The following is a 25905-nucleotide window of genomic DNA, read 5'->3' as shown; positions in this document are numbered from 1 at the left end:
TGCCTTCTCTCGGGATTCTCTCGGTTGGTCACCGGACGGATCGCGGTGTTCGTGCCGTCAGCGGGATTCTGCCAGGCCGGTGAGGAAGGGATTCGAGACCCGCTCCTGCCCGATCGTGCTCGATCCGCCGTGTCCGGGGAGGATGTTGGTGCCGTCGTCGAGCACGAGCAGCTTGCGCGCGATCGAGTCGAGCAGTTGCGCGTGGTCGCCGCCGGGCAGGTCGGTGCGGCCGATCGACCCCTGGAACAGGGTGTCGCCGGTGAGCGCGACGTTCAGGGCGGCCCCGTCCGGGGTGGTGGTGCGCGTGCGCAGGACGACCGAGCCGCGGGTATGTCCGGGCGTGTGGTCGACGACGAACTCGATTCCGGCGTGTTCGATCTCGTCTCCGTCGCCGAACTCCACGACCTGCTGCGGTTCGACGAACTCGACGCCGTCGAGGAAGGGGGCGAGGCTCGACCCCATGCCCTGCAGCGGATCGGTGAGCATCATCCGGTCGTCGGGGTGGATGTAGACGGGGATCCCGTACCGGTCGGCCACCGGCTGCGCCGACCACATGTGGTCGAGGTGACCGTGCGTGAGCAGCACCGCCCGGGGCGTGAGATCGGATCCGGTGAGGAACTCCACGAGCGGCTCGGCGGCGTCCTGGCCGGGATCGACGATGACGCACTCCTTCGCGTTGTCCTGCGCGAGGATGTAGCAGTTGGTCTGGAACATCCCGGCAGGGAATCCGGTCACGAGCACGAGCATCGCTCCTACGGGTGGAAGCCTTCGAGGTCTCCTACAGACTATGCGTTGCGCCCTGCCCGCGGGTTGCCGGTCCCGGGTGGCAGACTCGGGTCTGCTTCGAAGTCGGTTGGACCACATCGATCGTTCACGGGAGGACTACTGCAGTGCCGAGCAACGCACAACGGCGCCAGGCCGCGAAACGCAAACTCGAACGGCAGCTCGAGCGTCGAGCCGAACGCGAGCGCAAGCGGCGCCGCATGACGATCGCGCTGTCCGCGCTCGGAGTGATCGTGGTCGTCGGCGCCGGTGTTGCTCTGTGGGCGGTCGACCGGGGCGACGACACGGCCACCGAGGCGGCGTCGAACGACACCTCGGGTTCGGAAATGGAGTACGCCGCGCTCCCCGACGGCCGGTCCGAGCCGTTGCCCGAGACGGTGAGCTGCTCCTACACCGCGGACGGCCGCGAACCGTCGAAGCCGGCAGAGCCGCCGCGCACCGAGGGCATCCGCACCACCGGTGAGGGCAACACGGACATCAGCGTCAGCATGGAGACGAGCCAGGGGAACATCGGCCTGATCCTGCACAACGACGATTCGCCGTGCACCGTCAACAGCTTCCTGTCGCTGGCCTCGCAGAACTTTTTCGACGAGACGGCCTGCCATCGTCTGACTACCTCGCCGTCCCTGCAGGTCCTGCAGTGCGGCGACCCGTCGGGTAGCGGGTCGGGCGGTCCGGGATACCAGTTCGCCAACGAGTTCCCCACCGATCAGTTCGCCGCCGACGATCCCGCCGCGCAGGAACCGATGACCTATCCGCGTGGCACCCTCGCGATGGCCAACGCCGGCCCGGACACCAATGGCAGCCAGTTCTTCCTGGTGTACGGCGATTCGGTGCTGCCGCCGCAGTACACCGTCTTCGGCACGATCGACGAGACCGGTCTCGCGACCCTCGACAAGATCGCCGCGGCCGGCGTCGCAGGCGGAGCCGCCGACGGTGCCCCCGCGCTGGAGACCACCCTCACGTCGGTCAGGATGGACTGATGATCCGATTGCGCACCGCCCTCGCCGCCGGCGCCGGGCTGGCACTCCTGCTCACGGGGTGCTCCGACGATTCGTCCACCGATACCGCCGCGAGCTCGTCGGCACCGGCGTCCGCCGCCGACCGGCAGTCCCCCGCCTACACGGGCGAACTACCGGAGCGACCCAGCGGCACCGACTCCGTCTCGTGCACCTACGACGCCTCGGGTGACGCCGCACGCGACGTAACCGCCCCCGCCTCGGACGACGTCTCCGCCACCGGCGCTGCTGCCGCGCAGATCACCACCAGCGTCGGCGTGATCGGCGTCGAACTCGACCGTGCCGCGGCACCGTGCACGGTCAACAGCTTCGTGTCCCTCGCGGAGCAGGGCTACTTCGACGACACGCCCTGCCACCGGCTGGTGACCTCACCGGGTCTGCAGGTGCTGCAGTGCGGCGACCCGACGGGCACCGGCACGGGCGGGCCGGGTTACGGCTTCGACACCGAGTACCCGGAGAACGTGTACGCACCCGGCGACGCCCAGCTGCGCCAGCCGGTGATCTACCCGCGCGGCACGGTCGCGATGGCCAACACGGGCCGGCCCGGCAGCAACGGCAGCCAGTTCTTCCTGGTCTACGAGGATTCGCAGCTTCCCCCCACCTACACGGTCTTCGGGACGGTCGACGAGGCCGGACTCGCCGTGATCGAGGAGGTCGCGGCGGAGGGCGACGACGGATCGATGGCGGCCGGCGGCGGTGCCCCCAACCGCGCGGTGCAGATCGAGTCGGTGACCGTCGGGTCCTGACACCCCCGTTCGCACGGAACGTACGGACGTCCCGTCCCGGAGATTCCGGGGCGGGATGTCGTCGTCCGGCGCGAGACCGAGACGGATTCGGTCAGGCTGCCGAGGTCACCCGGTACACGTCGTAGACGCCCTCGACGTTGCGGACGACGTTGAGCACGTGCCCGAGATGTTTCGGGTCGCCCATCTCGAAGGTGAACCGGCTCACCGCGACCCGATCGCCCGTGGTCGTCACGGAGGCCGACAGGATGTTGACCTTCTCGTCGGCGAGTGCCTTCGTCACGTCGGACAGCAGACGGTGCCGGTCGAGAGCTTCGATCTGGATCGCGACGAGGAACACCGACGACGGCGAGGGCGCCCACTGCACCTCGATGATGCGCTCCGACTGCTCCCGCAGCGACCCGGCGTTGGTGCAGTCGGTGCGGTGCACGCTCACCGCTCCGGTGCGGGTCACGAAGCCCATGATCTCGTCGCCGGGGACGGGCGTGCAGCACTTGGCGAGCTTCGAGACCGTCCCCGGTGCGCCCGGCACGAGGACACCGGAGTCGCCGCTGTTCCGCGAGCGGGTCGGGATGGTCGACGGTGTGGACCGCTCGGCCAGTTCCTCTTCGACGCCACCGACGCCACCAAGCAGCGCGACCAGCCGTTGCACGACGTGGTGCGCCGAGACGTGGTGCTCACCGACCGCGGTGTACAGCGCCGAGACGTCGGCGTACCGCAGTTCCTTGGCGACCGCGACCATCAGGTCGGCGTTCATCAGGCGCTGCAGCGGCAGACCGACGCGACGGACCTCCTTCGCGATGGCGTCCTTGCCGGATTCGAGGGCCTCCTCGCGACGTTCCTTGGCGAACCACTGCCGGATCTTCGCCTTGGCGCGGGGTGAGACGACGAACGACTGCCAGTCGCGGCTCGGGCCGGCGTTGGGGTCCTTGGAGGTGAAGACCTCCACGACCTCGCCGTTCTCGAGCTTGCGTTCGAGGGCGACGAGGCGGCCGTTGACGCGGGCTCCGATGCAGCGGTGCCCGACCTCGGTGTGCACGGCGTACGCGAAGTCCACGGGCGTCGAGCCGGAAGGCAGCGTGATCACGTCGCCCTTGGGCGTGAAGACGAAGATCTCCTTGACCGCCAGGTCGTAGCGGAGCGATTCGAGGAACTCCCCCGGGTCGGCCGCTTCCCGCTGCCAGTCGAGGAGCTGCCGCATCCAGGCCATGTCGTCGAGCTCGGCGACATCACCCGAGTGGCGTCCCTTGGTCTCCTTGTACCGCCAGTGCGCGGCGATGCCGAATTCTGCGGTGCGGTGCATCTCGTGCGTGCGGATCTGCACCTCGAGCGGCTTGCCCTCGGGACCGATGACGGTGGTGTGCAGCGACTGGTAGACGCCGTAGCGGGGCTGGGCGATGTAGTCCTTGAACCGTCCCGCCATGGGCTGCCACAGCGAGTGCACGACACCGACGGCCGCGTAGCAGTCGCGGATCTCGTTGCACAGGATGCGCACGCCGACCAGGTCGTGGATGTCGTCGAAGTCGCGGCCCTTGACGATCATCTTCTGGTAGATCGACCAGTAGTGCTTGGGCCGGCCCTCGACGACCGCGTCGATCCGCGACGCGGAGAGTGTCCGTCCGATCTCGTCACGGACGGTGGCCAGGTAGGTGTCGCGCGACGGTGCGCGGGTCGCGACGAGCCGGACGATCTCCTCGTACTTCTTCGGATGAAGGATCGCGAAGGCGAGGTCCTCGAGCTCCCACTTGACCGTCGCCATCCCGAGGCGGTGGGCCAGCGGGGCGATGACCTCGAGGGTCTCGCGTGCCTTGCGGGCCTGCTTCTCGGGAGGCAGGAAGCGCATGGTCCGCATGTTGTGCAGACGGTCGGCGACCTTGATGACGAGCACCCGGGGGTCGCGCGCCATCGCGATGATCATCTTGCGGATGGTCTCGCCCTCGGCGGCCGAACCGAGCACGACCTTGTCGAGTTTGGTGACGCCGTCGACGAGATGCGCGACCTCTTCACCGAACTCGGCGGTGAGCTGCTCGAGCGTATACCCGGTGTCCTCGACGGTGTCGTGGAGCAGTGCCGCGACGAGGGTCGTGGTGTCCATGCCGAGTTCGGCGAGGATCGTGGCGACCGCCAGCGGGTGGGTGATGTAGGGATCGCCGGACTTGCGCTTCTGGCTGGCGTGCCGTTCCTCCGCGACGTCGTAGGCCCGCTGCAGCTGCGAGAGGTCGGCCTTCGGGTACAGCTCGCGGTGGATGGTGACCAGCGGCTCGAGGACCGGCTTGAGGCTCGTGCCCCGCTGACCGGTGATGCGTCGTGCCAGGCGCGCGCGTACCCGCCTCGACGCGGAGGTCGATGCCGGTGTGGGGGTCGGGTTCTGACCGGAATTGTGGGACCGATCGAGATTCTGGGTCATGCCTCAACCTCCCGTCGCGGCTGCGAACCCGGTTCGTCACCGATGCGCATGTCCGGACCGTACGGGCCCGGCGGGTTCACCGGCACCTGTGGCAACTCTATCCCTCAGATCCGCATGAGAGACGTCAGCGGGTACTTCTGCAGTCGCGTCCGGCCGCCGAGGGCTTCGATCTCGGTGACGACGGTGATCCCGACGACCTCGGCGCCGACGCGTTCGAGCAGTTCGACGGTGGCGGCGAGGGTTCCGCCGGTCGCAAGGACGTCGTCGACGACGAGCACCTTGCGGCCCTGCAGGGCCATCCAGTCGCCCGGGATCTCGATCGCGGCGGTGCCGTATTCGAGGCTGTATTCACAGGTCTGGACGGGCGGCGGGAGTTTGCCCGCCTTGCGGACGGCGAGCACGCCCACCCCCAGGGTGCGGGCGATGCCGCCGCCGAGGAGGAAGCCGCGCGCATCGATACCGGCGACGAGTTCGGCGTCGGGTGCCGCGGAGGCCAGCGCCGCGATCACGGCCGAGAAGGACGGTCCGTCGGCGAAGACGGGCGTCAGGTCGGCGAAACGGACACCCGCGGTCGGGAAATCGTCGACCCATCGGGTGTGTTCGGCCACGGCCACGGCAGCTTCTTCGACGAGCCGCGTATCGCCGATCCGTTGAGCGCTCATCCTCCGAGTATCCACCGGTCCATGTTCCAGCCCGCACCCGCGGTCGTCGGGTTGGGCACCCCGGCATGCATTCCCGCCGCGAACCCGATCGTGCGGGGCTGCGCGAACAGGGGCAGGATGGGAACGTCGCCCCACAGGATGCGTTCGGCCTCGGTCGCGAGTCCCGCGATGGCCGCGTTGTCCTTCGCCACGAGCAGGCCGTCGAGCAGTTCGTCGACGCGGCCGATCGAATAACCGCCGACGTTGCTGCCGGCCCCGGAGTGCAGTGCGTCGCGGGCGTGCTCCATGTCGGCTGCGCCACCGGCACCGGCGGCCGTGGCCGTCCCGACGAGGATCGCGTCGACCTCCCCCGCCGTCAGCTGCGACGGCGTGAAGGTGTCGGAGCCGGCGTCGACGATCTCGATGCCCGCCTCGCGGCAGGATTCGCCGATCAACTCGACGGTGCGCGCGCGGCGCTCGTCCGGTCCGAGATAGCCGATGCGGACCTGCATGCGGTCCTGACCGGAGGCCTCACGTTCGGAACGCGCGGCGTCGATGTCGACCTCGGCGTAGCCTTCGGCGGTCGGCACGGTCTGCGGGTACAGCGGCGAGTCGGGCGCCAGGAGCCGCGAGGTGATCGGGCCCGTGACGCCGTTCGACTCGTCGGACACGCCGAGTTCGTCGAACAGCTGTGTGCGAGGCGTGCACAGGGCGACGGCGCGGCGCGCCGCCGGGTCCTGGAAGACACCGCTCGTGGCGAACACCAGTTGTTCGAGGTTGCGTGAGACGACGGTGGAGACGTCGGCGCCGTCGCCGAGGTTGCTGTGGCCGACGGATCCCTCGGCCACGTCGACGACGTGGATGCGGCCGTCCTCCGCGGCCGCGGACGTGTCGGTGCCGCGCGGCCAGACGACGATGCGGTCGGTGCCCGGGGCGTTCCCCCACCACCGCTCGTTCGCGACGAGCGTCAGGCCGTCCTCGGCGGTGTACGACTCGAGGCGGTACGGGCCCGCGGACGGGAACAGCGCCGGATCGATCTCACCCGGGGTGAGGGTCCAGCCGGTGTTCCAGAACTCCGCGATGCGCCGGACGGCCTCGGTGTCGTTCGCCGTGATCGCTCCGACCAGGTCGGACACACCCGACCTTCCTGCCGCCACGTGGGCCGGCATCAGCTCGGTGGCCCCGAACAGCGCCTTCCAGTTCGTGTCCTCGCGGCCGGGTCGGAAGACGACGGTGGCCTCCTTCGACCCGGGCTGACAGTCGACCCGGTCGATGTCGGCGTAACCACCACGATGGGCAGCGTCGAACAGCGGGACCTGCTCGCCGGACTCGTCGGGAGCGGTGAAGCGTCCGCTCGACGCAGCCCAGGCCAGGACGAGGTCGTCGCAGGACATGGGCACACCGTCGGAGTAGACCGCGTCCGGCGACAGGCGGTACTGCACGGTGAGCCCCTCACCGGGCACGACCGAGGCAGTGCCGATGTCGGTGTCCGCGATCACCCGGCCCTGCGGACCGACGTAGCCGAAGCCCGGCAGCACCCGGGCGAACGCCTGGCGCGCGCCCGAGGCCGCACCGTCGACGGTGTTCGCGTTGTAGGTCGTCACCGTGTTGTCGATCGCGTACCCGATCGAGTGCACCGGTTCCTCGTCCGTGCCGCACGCGACGGTGGAGAACGCGAGTGTCGAGGCCACCGCCGCGCACGCGAGGAGCGTGCCGCGGCGCCTCGGCGACCGCCTCGTCGTCGGGTCGTTCCGCTCGCTCACCGCCATGTCAGGACCTTCTCTTGCCGCGCTTTCCGGTGGGTCGTGCCCCGGGGGCAGGGCCGCGACGGACCGTCGCCCGGTCGGGCAGGGATCCGGCGCCCTGCACCGTCGGCACCACCTTTGCGTCGACCGCGTCGGCCGACTGTGATCCGGCCGGCGTCCCGGCCTTCGCCGCGCGGGCGGCGGCCTCCTCCCGCTTGGCGAGCACCTTGCGGGTGTGCTTCGCGACCGGACCACGCCATTCCTCGAGCGTAACCAGCAACGGGGTCGCGAAGAAGATCGACGAGAAGGTACCGACGACGATGCCGACCAACTGGACGAGGGCGAGGTCCTTGAGCGTGCCCACACCGAGGAGCCACACCGCGATGACCATCAGCGCCAGCACCGGCAACACCGAGATGATCGTGGTGTTGATCGAGCGCATGAGCGTCTGGTTGACGGCGAGGTTGGCCTGCTCGGCGTAGGTGCGGCGGTGCAGGTGCAGGATGCCCCGGGTGTTCTCCTCGACCTTGTCGAAGACGACGACCGTGTCGTAGAGCGAGAAACCGAGGATCGTGAGCAGACCGATGACGGTCGCAGGACTGACCTCGAAGCCGACGAGGGCGTAGACACCCGCTGTCACGATGATGTCGAAGAACAGGGCGGTGATCGCTGCGATCGCCATGTTCCGCTGGTATCGGATCGTGATGTAGATGCTGACGATGACGAGGAAGACCACCAGCGCGATGAGCGCCTTGTTGGTGATCTGGCTTCCCCACGTCTCGCTGACGTCGGCGACGCTGATCGAGTTGCGGGACGGCTCACCGTCCGGCCCGGCGGGCTGGAACTCCTCGAACAGCGCGGTCTGCAACTCGGCGACCTGCTCGCCGTCGAGGGTCTCCGACCGGATCTGGACGGTCGCTCCGTCGCCGGCGCCGACAGTCTGCACCGCCTCGGGTTCGAAGCCGATGGTGTCGCTGAAGACGGTCTCGACTTCCTCGACGGAGACGCCCGGCACGGCCGGCATCTGGATGCGGGTGCCGCCCTCGAAGTCGATACCCCAGCTGAATCCGCGCAGCAGCATGCTGAGCAGGGCGATCAACACGATCACCGCGGTGACGATGTACCACCGCTTGCGGCGTCCGACGATCTCGAAGGCGCCCGTGCCGGTGTACAGACGGGACAGTCGGCTGTGCTGCGGCGCGGCCGTCGTCGTGGTCGTGTCGGTCATCGTCACGCCTCCTTCGCAGCGGTCGCGGCGACGAGACGACGCTCGTCGGCCACCTGCTGGATCGCGCCCAGACCGTTCACGCTCGGCTTGGACCAGAACTTCGACTTCGAGGCCAGGAACACCAGCGGCCAGGTCACCAGGAACACGACGACGACGTCGAGGATCGTGGTGAGGCCGAGGGTGAACGCGAAGCCGCGGACCTGACCGACGGCCAGCACGTAGAGCACGGCGGCGGCGATGAAGCTGACCGCGTTACCGGAGAGAATCGTGCGGCGGGCCCGTGCCCAGCCGCGCGGCACCGCGGAACGGAAACTCCGCCCCTCGCGGATCTCGTCCTTGATCCGTTCGAAGAACACGACGAACGAGTCGGCGGTCATGCCGATACCGATGATCAGACCGGCGACGCCGGCGAGGTCGAGCGTGAACCCGATGTATCTGCCGAGCAGCACCATGACCGCGTAGACCGCCATTCCCGAGAGAACGAGCGACAGCGCGGTGAGCAGTCCGAGCATCCGGTAGTACGCGAGGCAGAACAGGAGCACCAGCGCCAGACCCACCGCACCGGCGATCAGCCCGGCCTCGAGCGAAGCCAGACCCAGAGTGGCGGAGACGGTCTCGGCTTCGGATGCCACGAACGACAGCGGCAACGACCCGTACTTGAGGGTGTTCGCCAGCTCTGCGGCCTGCGTATTCGTGAACTGGCCGGTGATCGAGGTGGCGCTGCCGGCGGGGGTGGCGCCCTGGATCACGGGCGCGCTGACGACCTTCGAGTCGAGCACGAAGGCGGCCTGCTGACCGATGTTCGCGGCGGTGAACTGCGCCCACCTATTGCTGCCCTCGCTGTCGAAGGTCAGGCTGACCTCGTAGCGCGACTGCTGCTGATTGAAACCGGAGGTCGCGTCCTCGATCTGCTGGCCGTCGATGATGCTCGGGCCCAGCAGGTAGATCGCGGTGCCGTCGGTCGAGCACGCGACCAGCGGAAGCGCCGGGTCGTCGTTGCCGGCGAGCGGGTCGGCCGCGGAGCAGTCGAGGGCGAGAGCCGCCGCCTGCTGCACGGCGGGGTCCTCGCTCTGACGGGTGGCCTTGGCCGTGGCGATGTCTGCAGCCGCCTGTTCCTGCGGCGTGAGCGAGCCGTCGTTCTCGGGAGCCTCGGGTGCTCCGGAGGGCTCGGCCGGAGCCTGGGGCGCCTCGACGGGGGCCTCGGGCGTCTCGGCCGGTGCCGGGGCATCGGTGGGCGCGGTGGGATCCTGCGCCGGGAACGGACGTCCCTGCGGTTCGGGTGCGTCGGCGGGCGGAGCCTGGTCGGCCGGCGCGGGTTCACCGGGTGCCGGTTCGGCAGGGGCCGGTTCTGCGGGCAGCCCGCCCTCGGGGGTACCGGCACCGGGCTGCTCGGCGAGATCCTCGGCGGTCATGTTCGCGTCGATCGGTCCCCCGATCACCGGCCTGATGTACAGCCGGGCGGTCTGGCCCAGCGTCCTGGCCTGGGCGCTGTCCTCACCCGGGACGGTGATCACGAGGTTGTCGCCCTCGACGATCACCTCCGAACCCGACACACCGAGCCCGTTGACGCGGGTCTCGATGATCTGCTGGGCCTGGCGGAGGCTGTCCGGACTCGGGCTGCTCCCGTCGGGGGTTCGCGCGGTGAGGGTGACGCGGGTGCCACCCTGCAGGTCGATGCCCAGCTTCGGGGTGGGCGACTTGTCCCCGGTGAAGAAGACCAGTGCATACAACGCGGCGAGAATCACCCCGAACAGGGCGAGAGCGCGCACGGGATGCACCGATCCGTTGGAAGGTGCCACGGTCTGTCAGTCTCCTCGATGCGAGTGAGTGGTGGTCGGGTGCAGTCGCGCGGCGCTCGGCACCGGCACCGGAGACTCCGGTGCCGAAACCGTGCGTCGCGAATCGGCTGTCAGTACTCGGTCGGACGTCCCTCCGGCGGGTTCGCATCGTCGTCCTTGCGGAGCAGATCCGGATCCTGCGGGGTCTCGGTCTCGACGCGCTCCCGGATGACCAGACGCGACCAGGTCGTGACGACACCCGGCGCGATCTCGAGATCGACGGTGTCGTCGGCGAGGGCGGCCACCGTGGCGTGCAGACCCGCGGTGGTCATCACGCGGTCGCCGATGCGCAGGGAGTCCTGCAGCGCCGTCACCTTCTGCATCTCCTTCTTCTGACGCCGCACGCCCAGGAAGGTCGGGACGAGCAGTGCCAGGATCAGGAGAGGGAAGAGCAGTTCCATCGTTGAAGTCAGTCCTCGGTCGTTGTCGGTGGGTGGTGACGCGAGCGACACCAGCGGGTCGTGGTGGCGCATGCGTCACCACGACGTCGGGATCGGCCTGCACGGACCGACGCAGTAGACCAGTGTGCCATTCCCCGGGCGAGGGCCCTACCTCCGTACGTCCGGATCGTCCGGGTCGGACGGATCGACACCGCCCTCGAGGGTCGTGTCCGGGTCGTCCTCGAACAGCTCGAGCTGTGGTTCGCGCGCACGCACCTCGATGCCCCCGGTGGCGGCCTCCGGCGGCGGGGTGAGGCCGAGCTGCAACCAAGCGGCCTGCGTGGCCACACGTCCGCGCGGAGTGCGCGCGACCATGCCGGCACGGACCAGGAACGGCTCGCACACCTCCTCGACGGTGGCGGGCTCCTCCCCCACGGCCACCGCGAGTGTCGACACGCCGACCGGGCCACCACCGAAACTGCGGACGAGTGCGCCGAGAACGGCGCGATCGAGACGATCGAGACCGATCGGGTCGACGTCGTACACCTCGAGCGCGGCCTGGGCCACGGCCCGGGTCACGACACCGTCGGCGCGCACGTCGGCGTAGTCGCGGACGCGGCGCAGCAACCGGTTGGCGATACGCGGCGTGCCGCGGGAGCGACCGGCGATCTCCGCGGCGGCGTCGTCGCGGAGAGCGATCCCGAGGATCGATGCGGAGCGGTGCAGGATGCGCTGCAGCTCGGGGGGCTCGTAGAAGTCCATGTGCGCAGTGAAACCGAACCGGTCGCGCAGCGGGCCGGTGAGGGCACCGGAACGGGTGGTCGCGCCGACGAGGGTGAAGGGTGCGACCTCGAGCGGGATGGACGTCGCGCCGGGCCCCTTGCCCACCACGACGTCGACGCGGAAGTCCTCCATCGCCAGATACAGCATCTCCTCGGCCGGTCGGGCGATGCGGTGGATCTCGTCGATGAACAGCACGTCGCCCTCCGCGAGGTTCGACAGCATCGCAGCGAGATCACCGGCGCGTTCGAGCGCGGGACCGGAGGTCAGTCTCAGTGACGTGCCGAGTTCGGCGGCGATGATCATCGCCATCGACGTCTTGCCGAGACCGGGCGGACCGGACAGGAGGATGTGATCGGGAGTGCCGCCGCGCAGCTTCGCTCCTCGCAGAACGAGCTGCAGCTGTTCGCGGACCCGCGGTTGCCCGATGAAGTCGTCGAGACTGGTCGGGCGCAGACTGGTCTCGATGTCGCTGTCGGAGGGCAGATGCTCCGCCGTGACCGGCGACCGCTCGCGGTCGGCCGATGCAGCATCGAATTCGCGGGCCGCTCCTGAGGCCTCGAACTCACGGTACTCGTCGGTCACCGCGACCTACCCAGCAGCTTGAGCGCCGAGCGCAGTGCCGTCGAGACGTCGGCGCCCGGCTCCTCGGCAAGGACCTTGTCGGCGGCCGGTTCGGCCTGACGCGGCGTGAATCCGAGGCCGACCAGCGCCTCGACGATCTGGTCGCGCAGCGGCGAGGCACCGGCCGCGACAGGCGACGATCCCGTGGCGCCGAAGGCCGCGACCTTGTCGCGCAGTTCGACGATCATGCGTTCGGCGCCACGCTTGCCGATCCCGGGTACCCGCGTCAGCGCTGCGGTGTTGCCGTCGGCGAGAGCCGCCCGCAGCGCATCGGGTTCGAGGACGGCGAGCGTGGCCATGGCGAGCCGGGGGCCGACGCCGCTGACCGTCTGCAGCAGGCCGAACAGTTCGCGCGCCTCGGCGTCCACGAAGCCGTACAGCGTCATGGAGTCCTCGCGCACGATCATCGCGGTGGCGAGTCTGGCCTGCTCGCCGCGCCGGAGACCGGCGAGGGTCGCAGGTGTGGTGTTGATCCGATAGCCGATCCCACCCGCCTCGATCACCACGTGGTCGAGGGCTATGTCGAGTACCTCGCCGTGTACCGAGGCGATCACCGGCTACCTGCCTTCCGTGCGGCCGACTGTTCGCGCAGCCGCTCCTCGTAGCGTTTCTTCTGCTGGGCGGCCGCAGCTTCGGCGGCCGCGAGTCTGGCGATCAGCGGGGCCCGCCAACAGTGTGCGACGGCCAGCGCGAGCGCGTCGGCGGCGTCGGCGGGCTTCGGCGCGGCGTCGAGCTTGAGGATGCGGGTGATCATCGTGGTCACCTGCTTCTTGTCGGCCGTGCCACTGCCGGTGACCGCGGCCTTCACCTCGCTCGGCGTGTGGAACATGACCGGGATCGAGCGACGCGCCGCAGCCAGGGCGACGACGCCGCCGGCCTGCGCGGTGCCCATCGCGGTGCGCACGTTGTGCTGGGAGAACACGCGCTCGATCGCGACGACGTCGGGCTTGTAGCGGTCCATCCACTCCTCGACCGAGTCGGAGACCTTGAGGAGCCGGTGCTCGAGGTCGAGTTCGGGCGAGGTGCGGATGACACCGACGGCGACGGGGATCACGTCGCGTCCGCGTCCCGTGTCGACCATCCCCAGACCACATCGGGTCAGACCGGGGTCGACACCCATCACGCGCACCCGACTCACCTCTCGACACCCGAATACGGCCGGGTTTCCGACGCCTTCGACGGACCCGACCTTGCTTCGCACGATTGCGAACGCCTGTTCGAGAGCATAGCGGCCGGGATCGGGTGCCGGGAGACCGACACGCGACCCCGGCCGCTGTGACAAGTACGACGAGCGTCGCTCGTGGACGACTACGACGAGAGCGTCGCTCAGGCGTCGAGTTCGGCGAGGACGTCGTCGGAGATGTCGACGTTCGTGTAGACGTTCTGCACGTCGTCGCAGTCTTCGAGCGCGTCGACCAGCTTCATGACCTTGCGTGCACCCTCGGCGTCGACCGGCACCTCGACGGACGCCCGGAAATCGGGGTCGGCCGAGTCGTAGTCGATGCCGGCGTCGACGAGAGCCGTACGCACGGCGATCAGGTCGGACGCCTCGGAGACGATCTCGAAGGAGTCGCCGAGATCGTTGATTTCCTCGGCACCCGCTTCGAGGACGACCTCGAGGATCTCGTCCTCGGAGCGGCCGTTCTTCTCGAGCACGACGACGCCTTTGCGGGTGAACAGGTAGGCGACCGAACCCGGATCGGCCATGTTGCCGCCGTTGCGGGTCATCGCCGTGCGGACCTCGCCCGCGGCGCGGTTGCGGTTGTCGGTCAGACACTCGATGAGCAGCGCGACACCGTTGGGGCCGTAGCCCTCGTAGGTGATGGTCTGCCAGTCGGCACCGCCGGCTTCCTCACCGCCGCCACGCTTGCGGGCACGCTCGATGTTGTCGTTCGGGACCGAGCTCTTCTTCGCCTTCTGGATGGCGTCGAACAGGGTCGGGTTACCCGCCGGGTCGCCACCACCGGTCCGAGCCGCCACCTCGATGTTCTTGATGAGCTTCGCGAACATCTTGCCGCGCTTGGCATCGATGACCGCCTTCTTGTGCTTGGTGGTGGCCCATTTGGAGTGGCCGCTCATTCGCTTCGAGCCCCTTCCGGAGAAGTGTGGTCGGCGTCAACCGACAGGTCGGAGAGTCGATTCTACTCGCTCCCGGTGTGAGCCACCGGCACGGTGGCCGTGTCGTCATGTCGCCGAGGCCGTCGGGCGCACCCGAGGTCGGGTCGCCGAGCGCACGGTCTCCACGAACAGCCGGTGCACGCGATGGTCACCGGTGATCTCGGGGTGGAAGGACGTCGCGATCACAGCGCCCTGCCGCACTGCGACCACCCGGCCCGCCGCCGGCCCGTCCGGAACCGTGGCCAGGACCTCCACGTCGGGCCCGATCTCCTCCACCCACGGGGCTCGGATGAACACCGCGCGCACCGGCCCGTCGCCGAGACCCGTCATCGGCAGGTCGGTCTCGAACGAGTCGACCTGCCGGCCGAAGGCGTTGCGGCGCACCACGATGTCGAGGGCGTCGAGGTGTTCGGCGTCCTCGGTGGTGTCGAGCACCCGGGAGGCGAGCAGGATCATGCCGGCACACGAACCGTAGGCGGGCAGCCCGGCCTCCAACCGGGCCCGCAGCGGTTCGAGCAGATCGAACACACGCAGCAGACGGCTGACCGTAGTGGATTCGCCTCCCGGAAGGACGATGCCGTCGACCTCGTCGAGTTCGCGTTCGCGACGCACCGCGATCGTCCGCGCGCCTGCCTCCTCGAGAGCGCTGCGATGTTCGCGGACGTCGCCCTGCAATGCCAGGACGCCGATCGTGGGAGAGGAAATGGTCACCGTTGCCTGCCTGTCCGTTCGGGGTCGCCGATGCGCAGGCACTTTGTAGGGACGTCTTCGTCGGGGACGCCCTCGTTCAGGACTCGCGCAGGTACCGCGTGAGTCCTTCCTGCACCACCGCCGCGACCATGTTGCCGTTGCGATCGAAGATCCGCCCCTGGGTCAGTGCGCGCCCCAGCCCGGCGGAGGGTGACGTCTGGTCGTAAAGCAGCCAGTCGTCGGCGCGGAACGGCCGCAGGAACCACATCGCGTGGTCCAGCGATGCACCCTGCGTCCGTTCGTCGTCGTGGCCGACACTCGCCGAGCCGAGCAACGTCATGTCGCTCATGTACGCGAGCGTGCACACGTGGAAGACCGGGTCGTCGGGGAGGATCTCGCGGGACTTGAACCACAGCTGCTGCTGTGCAGCCATCCTGCTCGACGAGTCCATCCGGTCGCGGGGAACGAACCGGAAGTCCCATTCGGCCCATTCCTTCTTCGCCCACAGCAGGGTCGCGTCGTCGACCACAGTCTCCGGATCGGGCAGTTCCTCCGGAGCCGGCACCCGCGGAATCGTGTCCTGGTGCTCGATCCCCTCGTCGCGTACGTGGAACGACGCCGACATCGTGAAGATCGCCTTGCCGTCCTGGACGGCCGTCACGCGCCGGGTGCAGAAGGAGCGGCCGTCGCGGATCCGGTCGACGAGGTAGACGATCTGCATCGTCGGGTTCCCCGGCCGGAGGAAGTAGCCGTGCAGCGAGTGGACCCCGAATGCGGGATCGACAGTGCGGACCGCCGACACGAGCGCCTGACCGGCCACCTGACCACCGAACGTCCGCGGCAGCAACGTCTCCGTCGCTATGCCCCGGAAGATGTCGTTCTCGATCTGTTCGAGCGCCAGGATCTGCTCGATCTTCGCCATGGGAACTCCTTCTGTGCACCGTACGCAAGAAGGCTAGCTGCACGGAGGTGTGCCGAACGCCGTGTCCCCGGAAGGTGGCGAGAGAACCGGGATCGCTATCGAGTAGCGAATATGACACCCTCGGGAGAACGGAGGGGGTGCAATGCGACAAGTCACCGATATGGTGCGCAGGAACAGCGTGACGATCACGGGCAACCGACAGGGCCCGGTGGTCGTCCTCGCGCACGGTTTCGGCTGCGACCAGCACCTGTGGCGCCTGATGATCCCGCTGCTCGAACCCGACTTCACCGTGGTGCGGTTCGACCACGTCGGCTCCGGGCGTTCCGATGCGACCGCCTGGGACTCCCAGCGCTACTCGCGGATGGAGACCTACGCCGAGGACGTCGTGGACCTGTGCCGGAGCCTGGATCTCGGGCAGGTGCTCTTCGTCGGCCACTCGGTGAGCGCATCGATCGGTGTCCTCGCGGCGGCCGCTGCCCCGGAGGTCTTCTCCGGTCTCGTGCTGCTCGCGCCGTCCCCGCGCTTCATCGACGATCCGGCCAGCGGATACCGAGGTGGGTTCAGCACCGACGACATCGACGAGCTGCTCGAATCCCTCGAGGCGAACTATCTGGGCTGGACCGAGTCGATGGCGCCGGTCATCATGGGCAATCCCGAGCGACCGGAGCTCGGCGACGAACTCGCCGAGATCTTCTGCCGCACGGATCCCGAGGTGGCGCGCGTCTTCGCCCGGGTGACCTTCCTGTCCGACAACCGCTCCGACCTGGCCGCGGTGTCGGTGCCCACGCTCGTCGCCCAGTGCGCCCACGATGCGATCGCTCCGCGCGAGGTCGGTGCCTTCGTTCACGAGCAGATCCCCGGGAGCGAACTCGTGACCCTGAACGCGACCGGCCACTGCCCGCAGCTCAGCGCACCCGAAGAGACAGCAGCCGCGATCGCGGCGTTCGCGCGCCGATCGGGGTGACGGCGACGACCGATCGAACCCTCGATCCCCGTATCCGACACGGCGATGCGCTGTACGACAACGCGCCGTGCGGATTCCTGACGACGCTCCCGGACGGCCGGATCACGGAGATCAACCGGACCTTGACGGACTGGCTCGGGTTCACGAGCGACGAACTGGTCGGCAAGCGGTACTTCTCGGACCTTCTCAGCGTGGGCGGCCGCATCTACCACGAGACCCACTACGCGCCGCTCCTCCTCATGCACGGACAGATCAACGGGATCGCCCTCGAACTCGTCCGTGCCGACCGGACCCGGCTGCCGGTCCTGGCCGCCTCGGTGGTCGAGCCGGACGCCGAGGGCAGGCCCACGCTGATCCGCACGATGCTGTTCGATGCCCGCGAGCGCCGCGCCTACGAGACGGAACTGCTCCGTGCCCGTCGCGAGGCCGAACTCGAGCGTGAGCGGCTCCGCACGATCAACGCCACACTCCAGGCGACCCTTCTTCCGCCGAGCCTGCCCGCGGTACCGGGACTCGAGGTCGACGCGTACTACCACATCGCGTCCCCCGACGAGGTCGGCGGCGACTTCTACGACCTGTTCCCCGCGCGCGCCGGCACGTGGGGGCTGTTCCTCGGCGATGTGTGTGGAAAGGGCGCTCGCGCAGCGGCGGTGACGTCGATCGTCCGCTACACGCTGCGCGCCGCGGCGGTCTACGAGACGGTCCCGTCCGCGGCGCTCAGGACGCTCAACACCACCCTGCTCGACGAACGCGACAGCGAAACGCGAGCCCCCTTCTGCACGCTCACCTTCGGCACGGTCGCGCCCGATCCGGACACCGGACGGGTCGACATCCGTCTCGCCTCGGGTGGGCATCCGCCGCCGCTCCTCGTGCGCGCGAACGGCAACGTCGACTATCTCCCCACGATCGGCGGACAGCTGATCGGAATGCTGCCCACGCCGCGGCTCGTCGAGCACACCTTCGCGCTGCGCCCCGGCGACACGCTGCTGCTGTACACCGACGGGGTGACCGAGGCCCTCGTCTCCGGTGAGACCCGTGAACGCTTCGGGGAGGACCGGCTCCTCGAGCACGTCCGCGCATCGAAACCGACGAGCGCGGCGGAAGCGGTCGGGGCCGTCCGCGAGGCGCTCGCGACGCTCGGGGCGGGCGTGCAGGACGACGTCGCCCTGCTCGCCCTGCACGCGCCCCGGTAGAACGATCACCAGCCGCGTTCGGCGAGCCGGTGGGGCTGCGGGATCTCGTCGACGTTGATACCGACCATCGCCTCGCCGAGGCCCCGCGAGACCTTCGCGAGCACGTCGGGATCGTCGTGGAAGGTGGTGGCCTTGACGATCGCGGCCGCACGCTGGGCGGGGTTGCCCGACTTGAAGATTCCGGATCCGACGAACACGCCCTCGGCCCCGAGCTGCATCATCATCGCGGCGTCGGCGGGGGTGGCGATGCCACCGGCGGTGAAGAGGGTGACGGGCAGCTTGCCGGCGCGGGCGACCTCGACGACGAGGTCGTAGGGGGCCTGCAATTCCTTGGCGGCGACGTAGAGCTCGTCCTCGGGAAGCGAGCTCAGGCGCCGGATCTCCTGGCGGATCCGGCGCATGTGGGTCGTGGCGTTCGAGACGTCGCCGGTGCCGGCCTCGCCCTTGGAGCGGATCATCGCCGCGCCTTCGTTGATACGGCGCAGTGCCTCTCCGAGATTCGTTGCGCCGCACACGAACGGCACGGTGAACGCGAACTTGTCGATGTGGTTCTCGTAGTCGGCGGGGGTGAGCACCTCCGACTCGTCGATGTAGTCGACCCCGAGGGCCTGCAGGACCTGCGCTTCGACGAAGTGGCCGATGCGCGCCTTGGCCATGACGGGGATCGAGACGGCCTCGATGATGCCGTCGATCATGTCGGGATCGCTCATGCGCGACACGCCGCCCTGCGCGCGGATGTCGGCGGGCACGCGTTCGAGGGCCATGACCGCCACCGCGCCGGCGTCCTCGGCGATCTTCGCCTGTTCGGGGGTCACCACGTCCATGATCACTCCGCCCTTGAGCATCTCGGCCATGCCACGCTTGACGCGGGCGGTACCGGTGACGGGGGCGGTGTCGGGGCTGGTCACGATGGGAGTCCTCCTCGGTGGACGGATCGGCGAAAGCTGCCGGCGCACGGGCGACGGGCAGCGGAACCGAGCCTAGGGGCGCAGCCGAGCCGGTCCTATAGCCAGTTCGGAACAACTGGACTGCCTCACACCGGTCCACTCCTCGGACGGGCACTGAAGATCCTGCGTATTCCCGAAAGGAACCGTCCAGTTTCACGAACTGGATCTCTACGTGAGAGGCCCTGCGGCCGGACCGAAAGGGTTCAAAATTTCACTGGATCGCGCGGATCTCCGGCTCCAGCCGCCGCGTCGCGACCTGCCTCGCCTCATCGAGGAGCTCGGGCAGATCGTGCGGGTAGACCGGGTTCCCGGACCGCACCAGCGCCTGCAGTTCGTCGTCGTCGAACCAGCGATGGTCGAGGCGCATGCTCCGTTCGAGATCGGTGAAGCCGTCTGCAGCGGGTTCGAAGGACGGCACCCGCACCGAGAAGAACAGCTCCTCCGAGTGCAGGACCTCACCGTTGAACGGGAAGACGGCCACGCGCCGCCACATCGGCCCGCACAGGAGGTCGCGCTCGACCCGCAGACCGGTCTCCTCGGCGAGCTCCCGGAGCGCGGCCGTCGCCAGGTCCTCGCCGGGCTCGACGGCGCCACCGATCGTGAACCAGAAGTGCCGCTCGGGCACCGCGGGGTCGTGTCCGCGCAGCAGCAGGACCCGGCCGTCCTCGTCGAGCACGACGACGCGAGCCGACGTGCGTGCCCGATCCGGCACCGGGGTGGTCCGCGAAGCGGGAGCAGGGGCCGCTCCTGAGGAAGGGGACGTGCCGGGAACGGCCGGAGGCGCGGTGGCGACCGCACCCGCCCGCTCGGCAATCTCGAAATAGGTGGGCAGCGGCGCGGTTCCCCCGAGGTGCAACCAGCGGACCGGCCGTCGGGTGCGCAACGCCAGGGTGTCGCGCACCGCGTCGTTGTGGAAACGACGGGCGATGAGCACCCGCGCCTCCGCGTCGGCGAGCTCGGCCACGAGTTGGGGGCGCAGCCGGCCGGTCTCGAGCCGTGCCAAGGAGGCCGACAACGCGTTCTCGGCCTCCTCGCGCCGGGCGCGGTCCGCACGTTCGGCAGTATCGGCGAGCAGGGCGAGTGTGCGTCCCTCCGGGACCGGGATCGACGCCACGATGCTCCGCACGACCGCCGCGCGACGCGCCAGGGCCGCATCGAGTGCCTGCCAGGACAGATCCGAGCGCACATGGAGGCGGTCGAGTCGGTTGGCGGTGGAATAGGCCCACACACCGATCGCCACGACCACGGCGGCGATCAGCGACAGGACGAGGATCGTCACCGCGCTGACGGTCACGACCGGACCTCCCGCACCGGGCCGGCACCGACGGTGACGGTCTCGTAGACCCGCAGGATCTGATCTGCGACCACCGGCCAGTCGTACGCTTCGACCACCGTGGATCCGAAGTCGACCAATGCCTGCCGGCGGTCGTCGTCGTCGAGGACCTCGAGGAGTCCACGCGCGAGCGCATCGGCATCGGCGACCGGGACGAGGACCCCGGCCTGCCCGTCGCGCAGTACCCGGCGGAAGGCGTCGAGCTGGGAGGCGACGACCGCCGTCCCCGCGGCCATGGCCTCGACGAGCACGATGCCGAAGCTCTCACCACCGAGGTTCGGCGCGCAGTACACGTCGGCGCTGCGCATCGCGGACGCCTTCTCGTCGTCGTCGACCTGCCCGAGCAGCCGCAAGTGCCGGAAGTAGCGTCCCGCTTCCTTCCGCAAGCGGTCCTCGTCACCGCGCCCGACCACGAGGATCTCGATGTCGGGATGTCGGGCGACGAGCGCAGGCAACGCGCCGAGCAGGATCTCCATGCCCTTGCGGGGTTCGTCGTACCGGCCGAGGAAGAGCACCGTGCGGCCCGCTCGCGGGTAGCCCGGCAGCAGCGGGGCGTGCCGGAAGAACGGCACGTCCACACCGTTGGGGATCTCGACCGCATCGGCACCGAGAGAGGTGACCTGCCACCGCCGGGCCAGCTCGGACACCGCGATCCGGCCGCTGATCTTCTCGAGATAGGGCTGCAGGACACCCTGGAAGGTGCTGAGCACCAGCGATTTCGTCGTCGACGTGTGGAAGGTCGCGACGATCGGTCCTTCCGCCACCTTGAGCGCGAGCATCGACAGGCTCGGCGCGTTCGGTTCGTGGATGTGGAGGACGTCGAAATCGTTGTCGTTGATCCAGCGGCGGACCCGGGCATAGGAGACCGGACCGAAACTCAGGCGCGCAACGGACCCGTTGTACGGGATCGCGACGGCGCGACCGGCGGAGACGACGAAGTCGGGCAGGGGCGTCGTCTCCGACGCGGGTGCCAGCACACTCACCTCGTGCCCGCGGCCGATGAGGACCTCCGCGAGATCCACGACGTGTGCCTGTACTCCACCGGGAACGTCGAAGGAGTACGGGCAGACCATCCCGATCCTCACCTACGCCTCCATCCGGGCGCGGCGAGCCTCCGACAAGTCGTCGAGCCACAACGGCTGCAGCATGTGCCAGTCCTCGGGGTGGGCGGCGATGTTGGCGGCGAACCGGTCGGCGAGGGCCTGTGTGGCAGCGTCGATCCCGACACTCACGTCGAGCTCCGGATCCACGCGAAACCCCCAGCCGTCCTCGGTGAACCAGCAGTGCACCGGCAACAGTGCCGCACCGGTGTCGATGGCCAGTTTCGCCGGTCCGGCGGGCATGCGGGTGGGTTCGCCGAAGAAGGTGACCGGCACTCCCTTGCGGGCGAGGTCGCGTTCGCCGAGCAGGCACACGATCCGGTTGTCGCGCAACCGCGCGGCAAGCTCCCCGAACGGCGGCGTCTCCCCGCCGCTCGAGGGGAAGATCTCGAAACCGAGACCCTCGCGGTAGTCCACGAAACGGCGGTAGAGGGACTCGGGACGCAGGCGCTCGGCGACCGTGGTCAATCCGCCGAAGTAGCGGACGCACCACACGCCGGCGAGATCCCAGTTCCCACTGTGGGGCAGCGCCAGGATCGCGCCGCGACCGGCGGCGAGCGCCGCCTCGATGTGCTCACGGCCCTCGATGGACGAATCGATCGACTTCGCGGTCGCGTCGAGATCCATCGACGGCAGGCGGAACGCCTCGCGCCAGTAGCGCGCGTAGGACCGGACCGACCGGCGGATCAGATCGTCGGGCACCTCGTGCGGCTGTACCCCGAGCACCCGCGCGAGGTTGCGGCGCAGTTGCTGCGGTCCGCCGCCACGGCGCGCCGCATGGTCGGCGCCGGCGTCGAACAACCGTCGCGCGACGCCGTCGGGCAGTGCCCGGACCAGGCGCCAGCCACCCGCGTACGCGAGATCGGACGCCTTCTCGCCGACACTCACTGTGCTCCCCCGTCGTCCCGGGTCTCCGTCGTCCCCCCGGCCGGGGGCGTGATGGGAAGCAGTTCGCGCGCACCCGCGGAGTTGCGGACGGCGAGCACCCGCTGGAAGACGGTGATCACCGATCCGACGACGAGCAGCCACATGGCGATGTGGATCGCCCAGTCGAGTCCGAGGCCGGTGAGACCGGCGCCGACGAGCACGATCACGAGCCGGTCGGGTCGTTCGATCAGACCGCCGTCGGCGGACAGTCCACTCGCTTCGGCCCGCGCCTTCGCGTACGAGATGACCTGCGAGGTCACCAGACAGAGCAGGGTGGCGACGAACAGCGGACGGCTCTGCTCATGGTAGACGGCCCACCACGCGAGACCGGCGAAGATCGCGCCGTCGGCGACCCGGTCGCAGGTCGCGTCGAGAACCGCGCCGAAGCGCGTTCCGCCACCGCGGGCCCGGGCCATGGCTCCGTCGAGCATGTCGAACATGACGAACAGCCAGATCACCATCGCACCCCAGAACAGGTGTCCCATGGGGAACAGGGTCACGGCGGCGGCGATCGTGGCGACGGTGCCGACGAGTGTGACGGCGTCCGGAGTCAGGCCGGTACGGATCAGCGCCTTGCCGAGCGGCGCGGTGACCTTCGACACCGACGCACGCCCGAAGAAGCTCAGCATCCCGCGACCCCTGTCTTCCTGTCCGACCGTTGTGTCCGGAATCCGATCCTGCCACGAGTAGGGCCGGGAATGCGCAGTCGGCCCGCAGCGGATCGACACGCGAACGGCACCACGGCCGTACGATGCGATCGCGACGACTCGGGGAAGGCTGTCACTCGTCCCATGCCGAGGCGAGCAGTGCACGGGTGTCGCGCAGCAACTGCACCATGACCTTCGACCCACCGAGGACGGTGATGAAGTTGGCGTCGCCGCCCCAGCGCGGCACGACGTGCAGGTGGAGATGCTCGGCCAGCGAGCCTCCCGCCGCGGCACCGAGGTTGAGGCCGACGTTGAAGCCGTGCGGACGCGAGACGCGCTTGATGACGCGGAGCGCCCGCTGCGCGAACTGCATGAGTTCGGCGCTCTCCTCGGGCGTCAGGTCCTCGAGGTTGGCCACCCGGCGATACGGTACGACCATCAGGTGCCCCGGGTTGTACGGGTACAGGTTGAGCACCGCGTACACCGTTTCGCCGCGAGCGACGACGAGACCTTCCTCGTCGGACATCTTCGGGATATCGGTAAAGGGTTCGTACGGCTCGTCGCGACCTCGCGGGGACTCGGTGATGTACGACATCCGGTGCGGCGACCACAGGCGCTGCAGGTGGTCGGACTCCCCCACACCGCGATCGACCATCGACGCGGGGCTGTCGTCGGTCGCGGGGATGTCGGCCGGCCCCGGAGTGCGATCGCCCGTCACGACGGGCTGCCTTCCCCACCGGAACCGACGAGCTCGGCGGTGGGCGAGGCGTTCTCGCGGCGACGGACCCATTCGGTCACGATCCGCACGGCCTCGTCGACCGGCACGCCGTTGACCTGCGTGCCGTCGCGGAAACGGAAACTGACCGCGCCCGCCGCGACGTCGCGCTCACCGGCGAGCAGCATGAACGGCACCTTCTGCGTGGTGTGGGTGCGGATCTTCTTCTGCATACGGTCGTCGGAGACGTCGACCTCGGCCCGGATCCCCTGAGCCTTCAGCTTGCCCACGACGTCGAACAAGTGGTCCTCGAAGTCCGCGGCCACAGGAATGCCCACGACCTGGACGGGCGAGAGCCACGCCGGGAAGGCACCGGCGTAGTGCTCGGTGAGCACGCCGAAGAACCTCTCGATCGACCCGAAGAGCGCCCGGTGGATCATGACGGGCCGGTGTTTCGCCCCGTCGGTGCCGGTGTACTCGAGCTCGAATCGCTCCGGCAGATTGAAGTCGAGCTGGATCGTCGACATCTGCCAGCTGCGGCCCAGGGCGTCCTTGACCTGCACCGAGATTTTCGGACCGTAGAAGGCCGCACCGCCCGGATCCGGGACGAGGTGCAGACCCGAGGCCTCGGCGACCTCACGCAGGGTGTCGGTCGCGACGTCCCACAGCTCGTCGCTGCCGACGAACTTCTTGGGATTCTTCGTCGACAGTTCGAGGTAGTAGTCGTCGAGCCCGTAATCCTTCAGCAGGTCGAGGATGAACTTCAGGACGCTGGTGAGCTCGTCGCGCATCTGCTCCGGGGTGCAGAAGATGTGCGCGTCGTCCTGCGTCATGCCGCGCACACGGGTGAGCCCGTGGATCACACCGGACTTCTCGTAGCGGTAGACGGATCCGAACTCGAACATGCGAAGCGGCAGCTCGCGGTACGAGCGGCCTCGCGACCGGAAGATCAGGTCGTGCATCGGGCAGTTCATCGGCTTGAGGTAGTAGTCCTGACCCGGCTTGCGAACCGTGCCGTCCTCGTTGAGCTCCTCGTCGATGTGCATCGCCGGGAACATGCCGTCGCGGTACCAGTCGAGGTGACCGGAGACCTCGTAGAGGTGGCCCTTGGTGATGTGCGGCGAGTACACGAACTCGTAGCCGGCCTCGACGTGCCGCTGACGCGAGTAGTTCTCCATCTCCTGGCGGATGATGCCGCCCTTCGGATGGAAGACCGGCAGTCCCGAGCCGAGCTCGTCGGGAAACGAGAACAGGTCGAGTTCGGTGCCGAGCTTGCGGTGGTCGCGGCGCTCGGCCTCGGCGAGGAGTTCGAGGTGCGCGTCGAGCGCCTCGGTGGACTCCCAGGCCGTGCCGTAGATGCGCTGCAGGCCGGCGTTGTCCTGGTCGCCGCGCCAGTAGGCCGCGGAACTGCGCGTGAGCTTGAACGCCGGGATGAACTTGGTGGTGGGCACGTGCGGGCCGCGGCACAGGTCCTTCCAGACGAGCTCACCCGTGCGGGGGTTGAGGTTGTCGTAGATGGTCAGTTCCTTGCCGCCGACCTCCATCACCTCGGGGTCCGGCTCGAAGTCACTGCTTCCTGCCTTGTCGTCGATGAGTTCGAGTTTGAACGGTTCGTCCTTCAATTCCTCGCGGGCGTCCTCGAGGCTGTCGACGACGCGACGCGAGAAGCGCTGGGCATCCTTGACGATCTTCTTCATCCGCTTCTCGAGCTTCGCGAGATCTTCGGGCGTGAAGGGACGCTCGACCTGGAAGTCGTAGTAGAAGCCGTCGCGGATGGGCGGGCCGATGCCGAGCTTCGCCTCCGGAAACTCCTGCTGCACGGCCTGTGCGAGCACGTGGGCGGCCGAGTGGCGGATGACGCTGCGACCGTCCTCGGTGTCGGCGCCGACGGCCTCGACCTCGACGTCCGATTCCGGCGTCCACGAAAGATCGTGCAGCGTGCCTTCCGAGTCGCGGACGACCACGATCGTCTCGGGTCCCTTGGTGGGCAGACCCGCGTCACGGACCGCCGCGCCCGCAGTGGTCCCCGCGGGCACCCGGACGATCGTGGCTGGTTTCGCGGATGCGGGCGTGGTCACTGTGACGGACTCCTCGGCTCGATGCCTGATACGTGGTCGTCGCCGGACGCGTGCTGCGGTCGACGATCGCGAGCACACGGCAA

At 68.9% G+C, this 25905-nt stretch carries 24 protein-coding genes; 4 read left to right on the top strand and 20 right to left on the bottom strand.

Annotated features, from left to right (window positions below; translation table 11 throughout):
* Window positions 1-57 precede the first annotated feature (57 nt).
* Complete coding sequence (locus K3M35_RS02090; protein ID WP_220665971.1) at window positions 58-741, bottom strand: MBL fold metallo-hydrolase; 684 nt, start codon at window positions 739-741, stop codon at window positions 58-60.
* 149 nt (window positions 742-890) lie between these two features.
* On the opposite strand from K3M35_RS02090, the gene K3M35_RS02085 reads away from it, so the two are divergent.
* Entirely contained in the window at window positions 891-1766 is an 876-nt protein-coding gene (locus K3M35_RS02085) for a peptidylprolyl isomerase (protein ID WP_071934861.1), read from the top strand.
* Window positions 1766-2548, top strand: coding sequence for a peptidylprolyl isomerase (locus tag K3M35_RS02080; protein ID WP_006551398.1), 783 nt, complete (start codon window positions 1766-1768; stop codon window positions 2546-2548). The genes K3M35_RS02085 and K3M35_RS02080 overlap by 1 nt, the downstream gene beginning before the upstream one ends.
* Before the next feature lie 91 nt (window positions 2549-2639).
* Here the strand turns inward: K3M35_RS02080 and K3M35_RS02075 are convergent, their stop codons facing one another.
* The 12 genes from K3M35_RS02075 to K3M35_RS02020 form a co-directional block, all read right to left on the bottom strand.
* Complete coding sequence (locus K3M35_RS02075; RefSeq protein ID WP_024100749.1) at window positions 2640-4952, bottom strand: bifunctional (p)ppGpp synthetase/guanosine-3',5'-bis(diphosphate) 3'-pyrophosphohydrolase; 2313 nt, start codon at window positions 4950-4952, stop codon at window positions 2640-2642.
* 104 nt (window positions 4953-5056) lie between these two features.
* Window positions 5057-5614, bottom strand: a complete 558-nt coding sequence (locus K3M35_RS02070) for an adenine phosphoribosyltransferase (RefSeq protein ID WP_006551396.1) — start codon at window positions 5612-5614, stop codon at window positions 5057-5059.
* On the bottom strand, window positions 5611-7362 hold the full coding sequence (locus K3M35_RS02065) for an ABC transporter substrate-binding protein (protein ID WP_220665913.1): 1752 nt from the start codon (window positions 7360-7362) through the stop codon (window positions 5611-5613). The genes K3M35_RS02070 and K3M35_RS02065 overlap by 4 nt, the downstream gene beginning before the upstream one ends.
* A gap of 1 nt (window position 7363) precedes the next feature.
* Complete coding sequence (gene secF / locus K3M35_RS02060; protein WP_228045024.1) at window positions 7364-8566, bottom strand: protein translocase subunit SecF; 1203 nt, start codon at window positions 8564-8566, stop codon at window positions 7364-7366.
* Between the two features lie 2 nt (window positions 8567-8568).
* Window positions 8569-10365 (bottom strand): protein translocase subunit SecD, encoded by a 1797-nt coding sequence (gene secD / locus K3M35_RS02055; RefSeq protein ID WP_220665912.1) that lies wholly within the window; start codon window positions 10363-10365, stop codon window positions 8569-8571.
* A 110-nt stretch (window positions 10366-10475) separates the two neighbouring features.
* Window positions 10476-10805, bottom strand: a complete 330-nt coding sequence (gene yajC, locus K3M35_RS02050; RefSeq protein WP_006551392.1) for a preprotein translocase subunit YajC — start codon at window positions 10803-10805, stop codon at window positions 10476-10478.
* A gap of 147 nt (window positions 10806-10952) precedes the next feature.
* On the bottom strand, window positions 10953-12050 hold the full coding sequence (gene ruvB / locus K3M35_RS02045) for a Holliday junction branch migration DNA helicase RuvB (protein WP_230809613.1): 1098 nt from the start codon (window positions 12048-12050) through the stop codon (window positions 10953-10955).
* 95 nt (window positions 12051-12145) lie between these two features.
* Window positions 12146-12742 (bottom strand): Holliday junction branch migration protein RuvA, encoded by a 597-nt coding sequence (ruvA, locus tag K3M35_RS02040; protein WP_006551390.1) that lies wholly within the window; start codon window positions 12740-12742, stop codon window positions 12146-12148.
* Window positions 12739-13317 carry a crossover junction endodeoxyribonuclease RuvC gene (gene ruvC / locus K3M35_RS02035; protein WP_033096573.1) on the bottom strand — a complete coding sequence of 193 codons (579 nt, stop codon included), beginning with the start codon at window positions 13315-13317 and terminating at the stop codon, window positions 12739-12741. Before ruvC ends, ruvA begins: the two co-directional genes overlap by 4 nt.
* Before the next feature lie 197 nt (window positions 13318-13514).
* On the bottom strand, window positions 13515-14267 hold the full coding sequence (locus K3M35_RS02030) for a YebC/PmpR family DNA-binding transcriptional regulator (RefSeq protein ID WP_006551388.1): 753 nt from the start codon (window positions 14265-14267) through the stop codon (window positions 13515-13517).
* Window positions 14268-14372: 105 nt separating this feature from the next.
* Window positions 14373-15011 (bottom strand): pyridoxal 5'-phosphate synthase glutaminase subunit PdxT, encoded by a 639-nt coding sequence (gene pdxT / locus K3M35_RS02025; RefSeq protein ID WP_051121558.1) that lies wholly within the window; start codon window positions 15009-15011, stop codon window positions 14373-14375.
* Window positions 15012-15093: 82 nt separating this feature from the next.
* Window positions 15094-15918: an acyl-CoA thioesterase II gene (locus K3M35_RS02020; RefSeq protein WP_006551386.1), complete on the bottom strand. Its 825-nt coding sequence runs from the start codon at window positions 15916-15918 to the stop codon at window positions 15094-15096.
* A gap of 142 nt (window positions 15919-16060) precedes the next feature.
* On the opposite strand from K3M35_RS02020, the gene K3M35_RS02015 reads away from it, so the two are divergent.
* Both K3M35_RS02015 and K3M35_RS02010 read left to right on the top strand, forming a co-directional pair.
* Complete coding sequence (locus tag K3M35_RS02015) at window positions 16061-16882, top strand: alpha/beta fold hydrolase (protein ID WP_033096572.1); 822 nt, start codon at window positions 16061-16063, stop codon at window positions 16880-16882.
* Window positions 16879-18075 carry a SpoIIE family protein phosphatase gene (locus tag K3M35_RS02010; RefSeq protein WP_033096571.1) on the top strand — a complete coding sequence of 399 codons (1197 nt, stop codon included), beginning with the start codon at window positions 16879-16881 and terminating at the stop codon, window positions 18073-18075. The genes K3M35_RS02015 and K3M35_RS02010 overlap by 4 nt, the downstream gene beginning before the upstream one ends.
* 5 nt (window positions 18076-18080) lie before the next feature.
* Here K3M35_RS02010 and pdxS read toward each other — a convergent pair whose 3' ends face one another.
* The 7 genes from pdxS to thrS all read right to left on the bottom strand — a co-directional run bounded on the left by pdxS (window position 18081) and on the right by thrS (window position 25822).
* Window positions 18081-18983 carry a pyridoxal 5'-phosphate synthase lyase subunit PdxS gene (gene pdxS, locus K3M35_RS02005; RefSeq protein WP_006551383.1) on the bottom strand — a complete coding sequence of 301 codons (903 nt, stop codon included), beginning with the start codon at window positions 18981-18983 and terminating at the stop codon, window positions 18081-18083.
* Between the two features lie 250 nt (window positions 18984-19233).
* A complete protein-coding gene (locus tag K3M35_RS02000) occupies window positions 19234-20316 on the bottom strand; it encodes an NUDIX domain-containing protein (protein WP_217579854.1) in 1083 nt (360 codons plus the stop codon).
* The gene (locus K3M35_RS01995; protein ID WP_024100742.1) at window positions 20313-21440 is read right to left on the bottom strand and encodes a glycosyltransferase family 4 protein; all 1128 of its coding nucleotides are present in this window, start codon (window positions 21438-21440) and stop codon (window positions 20313-20315) included. Before K3M35_RS01995 ends, K3M35_RS02000 begins: the two co-directional genes overlap by 4 nt.
* The gene (locus K3M35_RS01990; protein ID WP_006551380.1) at window positions 21441-22343 is read right to left on the bottom strand and encodes a phosphatidylinositol mannoside acyltransferase; all 903 of its coding nucleotides are present in this window, start codon (window positions 22341-22343) and stop codon (window positions 21441-21443) included. It abuts the gene before it with no gap.
* Window positions 22340-23011 (bottom strand): phosphatidylinositol phosphate synthase, encoded by a 672-nt coding sequence (pgsA, locus tag K3M35_RS01985; protein ID WP_019289235.1) that lies wholly within the window; start codon window positions 23009-23011, stop codon window positions 22340-22342. The genes K3M35_RS01990 and pgsA overlap by 4 nt, the downstream gene beginning before the upstream one ends.
* A gap of 151 nt (window positions 23012-23162) precedes the next feature.
* Window positions 23163-23684: an HIT domain-containing protein gene (locus tag K3M35_RS01980; RefSeq protein ID WP_051121556.1), complete on the bottom strand. Its 522-nt coding sequence runs from the start codon at window positions 23682-23684 to the stop codon at window positions 23163-23165.
* A gap of 59 nt (window positions 23685-23743) precedes the next feature.
* Complete coding sequence (gene thrS / locus K3M35_RS01975; RefSeq protein ID WP_006551377.1) at window positions 23744-25822, bottom strand: threonine--tRNA ligase; 2079 nt, start codon at window positions 25820-25822, stop codon at window positions 23744-23746.
* Window positions 25823-25905: the final 83 nt, after the last annotated feature.

The sequence above is a fragment of the Rhodococcus sp. DMU2021 genome, assembly GCF_019641445.1.
Taxonomy (GTDB): Bacteria; Actinomycetota; Actinomycetes; order Mycobacteriales; family Mycobacteriaceae; genus Rhodococcus; species Rhodococcus pyridinivorans.
The sequence above is the reverse complement of the archived record's forward strand: the minus strand, read 5'-3'. Positions and strand labels throughout refer to the sequence as shown.